5 protein-coding genes and 1 pseudogene are annotated in these 2,576 nt (G+C 68.2%); all 6 read left to right on the top strand.

What is annotated here, in order from left to right:
• Positions 1–203 (top strand): NifU family protein (locus NF876_RS30825; RefSeq protein ID WP_262272078.1); only part of this gene is annotated, 203 nt, incomplete at its 5' end.
• Positions 204–271: 68 nt separating this feature from the next.
• Positions 272–460 carry a nitroreductase family protein gene (locus tag NF876_RS30830; protein ID WP_262272079.1) on the top strand — a complete coding sequence of 63 codons (189 nt, stop codon included), beginning with the start codon at positions 272–274 and terminating at the stop codon, positions 458–460.
• Between the two features lie 205 nt (positions 461–665).
• The gene (tsaB, locus tag NF876_RS30835) at positions 666–1,349 is read left to right on the top strand and encodes a tRNA (adenosine(37)-N6)-threonylcarbamoyltransferase complex dimerization subunit type 1 TsaB (RefSeq protein ID WP_210812219.1); all 684 of its coding nucleotides are present in this window, start codon (positions 666–668) and stop codon (positions 1,347–1,349) included.
• An 11-nt stretch (positions 1,350–1,360) separates the two neighbouring features.
• Positions 1,361–1,846, top strand: coding sequence for a GNAT family N-acetyltransferase (locus tag NF876_RS30840; protein WP_173948780.1), 486 nt, complete (start codon positions 1,361–1,363; stop codon positions 1,844–1,846).
• Between the two features lie 50 nt (positions 1,847–1,896).
• On the top strand, positions 1,897–2,352 hold the full coding sequence (locus NF876_RS30845) for a Fur family transcriptional regulator (RefSeq protein WP_210272225.1): 456 nt from the start codon (positions 1,897–1,899) through the stop codon (positions 2,350–2,352).
• Positions 2,349–2,576 (top strand): annotated as a pseudogene (locus tag NF876_RS30850) (1-acyl-sn-glycerol-3-phosphate acyltransferase); the annotation flags it as partial. The gene NF876_RS30845 and the pseudogene NF876_RS30850, both read left to right, overlap by 4 nt.

The following is a 2,576-nucleotide window of genomic DNA, read 5'->3' on the forward strand; positions in this document are numbered from 1 at the left end:
AGCTGCTCGAGACCCGCATCCGCCCGGCGGTGGCGGGCGACGGCGGCGACATCACCTTCCGGGGCTTCAAGGACGGCACCGTTTACCTCGTCATGAAGGGCGCCTGCTCGGGCTGCCCGTCCTCGACCGCCACCCTGCGCCACGGCATCCAGAACCTGCTGCGCCACTTCCTGCCGGACGTGCGCGAGGTGCAGGCCGTCTGATCGGACCTTCGGAATTCAGCTCTCGAAGCGCGGCTGCCCTGGCCGCGCTTTTTCTTTGAAGCCTCCCGTTGCCCGCCCTGCCCGATCCCGCTCTCGACCGGCTCTTCCGCCACGCCCGCACCCATCGCTGGTGGCAGGACCGTTCGATCCCGGACGAGACCCTGCGTGCGGTCGCCGATCTCGCGAAGCTCGGCCCGACGAGCGCCAATTCCTCGCCCGGCCGCTCCGTCTTCGAGGAGTTCTGCGCCATCGCGTGATGCGCAACGGCGATAAACTGGCAAGAAACCGGGTTCCCTCCTCTCCGACTCATGCTCTAAAGCATCGGACCCAAAAGTGGACTTGCACTTTTGGGATCAATCCGATGCTTTCTTCTTGAACGAGAGCATCGGTCAACACGGAAAACCGGATCCACTTTTCCGTCCGATGCTCTAAAGAATGGCGCAGACCTGACGGAGACGAAAGTTGCGCGTCCTTGCTATCGATACCGCCCTCGGCGCCTGCTCGGCCTGCATCGTGGAAGCCGGGCAACTCGTGCCGCTGGCCGCCGAGACCATCCCCATGGACCGCGGCCATGCCGAGGCCCTGATGCCGCTGCTCGACCGGCTCTCGGCCCAGGTCGAGGGCGGCTTCGAAAGCTTGGACCGGGTCGCCGTCACGGTCGGGCCCGGCAGCTATACGGGCCTTCGGGTCGGCATCGCGGCCGCCCGCGGCATCGGCCTGGCGGCCGGCATTCCCGCCGTGGGGGTCGCGACCCTGTCGGCCTTCCTGGCGCCCCTGATGGTGGGCGACCGGCGCGGGCTCTTCACCGCGGCGATCGACGCCAAGCACGGCCACATCTACATCCAGGCGATCGCCCCGGGCGGGCGTACGATCATCCCGCCGGGCCTCATGACCTACCGCGATGCGATCCGGCTGCTCGGATCCGGCCCGATCCTGGTCGCCGGTTCCGCATCGGCCATGCTGGCGGCCGAAGCCCGCGCCCAGGGAGTCGAGGCGCATATCAACGACATCGCGGGCTTTCCCGACATCGCCTGGGTGGCCCGCCTCGGCGCGCTGGCCGACCCGAACCAGGCCCTGCCCAAGCCCCTCTACCTGCGCGAGCCCGACGCCAAGCCGCAGGACGGGGCCCGTATCGCGAGACAGTGAGAATTCTCGCGATGAGCATTCTCGACCGCTTCATCCATCCACCGGCCCCGCGCATCGAACCCGTCGGGACCGAGGCGGCCGCCCGTCTGGCGGCGATCCACGCCTCGGCCTTCGCCCGCGGCTGGAGCACGCTCGATTTCGAGCGCCTGCTCGGTGAGCGCGGAGTCGTGGCGGACGGCCTCTTCCTCGGGCGCACGGCCAAACCGGTGGGCTTCACCCTGTCGCGGATCGTGCTCGACGAGGCGGAGATCATCACGGTGGCGATCGCCGCGGAGGCGCGCGGCAAGGGCCACGCCCGCCCGCTCCTCTCCCGCCACCTCGACGAGCTCGCGCGCCGGGGCGTGGCCCGCGTGCATCTGGAGGTCGAGGACGGCAACGCGCCGGCCCTGGCCGCCTACCGTCGCCTGGGCTTTCGAGACATCGGACGGCGGGACGGCTATTATCAGAAGGCCGATGGAACGAGGGTGGCCGCGCTCACCATGGCCCTGGACCTATAGCCCGCTTCGCGTCCCTCGCTTATAAGCCTCCGCAAGGAGTCACTCGAGCCTTGGTCACACGCAACAGCACATCCGCCAAAACGCGCCGGTCGGACGCCATCGAGCGTGCCTGCCGCGACAAGGGCCTGCGGATGACCGGCCAGCGCCGGATCATCGCGCAGATCCTCGATTCGGCCGCCGACCACCCGGACGTGGTGGAGCTGCACCGGCGCGCCGCCGAGGTGGACGACCGCATCTCCCTGTCCACGGTCTACCGTACGGTGAAACTCTTCGAGACGGAGGGCATTCTCGAGCGGCTCGATTTCCGCGACGGACGCTCGCGCTACGAGCAGGCCGCGCGGGAGCACCACGATCACCTCATCAATCTCGAGACCGGCGACGTGATCGAGTTCCGCTCGGAGGAGATCGAGGCGCTGCAGAACGAGATCGCCAAGCGGCTCGGCTACAGGGTCGTCTATCACCGGCTCGAGCTCTATGCGGTGCCGCTCGACAAGGACGATGCGTGACGAAACCCGGCGTCGTCTTCAGGCTCCTGCTGCTCGGCCTGTGCAGCCTCGTGCTCGTACCCTGGCAGATGCTGGCTCTGCGCTTCGGATGGTCGTCGATGCTGCACCGGCTGCCGGTGTGGTTTCACCGGGCACTGTTGAAGATCTTCAACGTGCGCGTCATCGAGCGGGGAACGCCGCCGACCGATGCGCCGACCATCGTCCTGTCGAACCACGTCTCCTGG

The sequence above is a fragment of the Microvirga yunnanensis genome, from assembly GCF_025460875.1.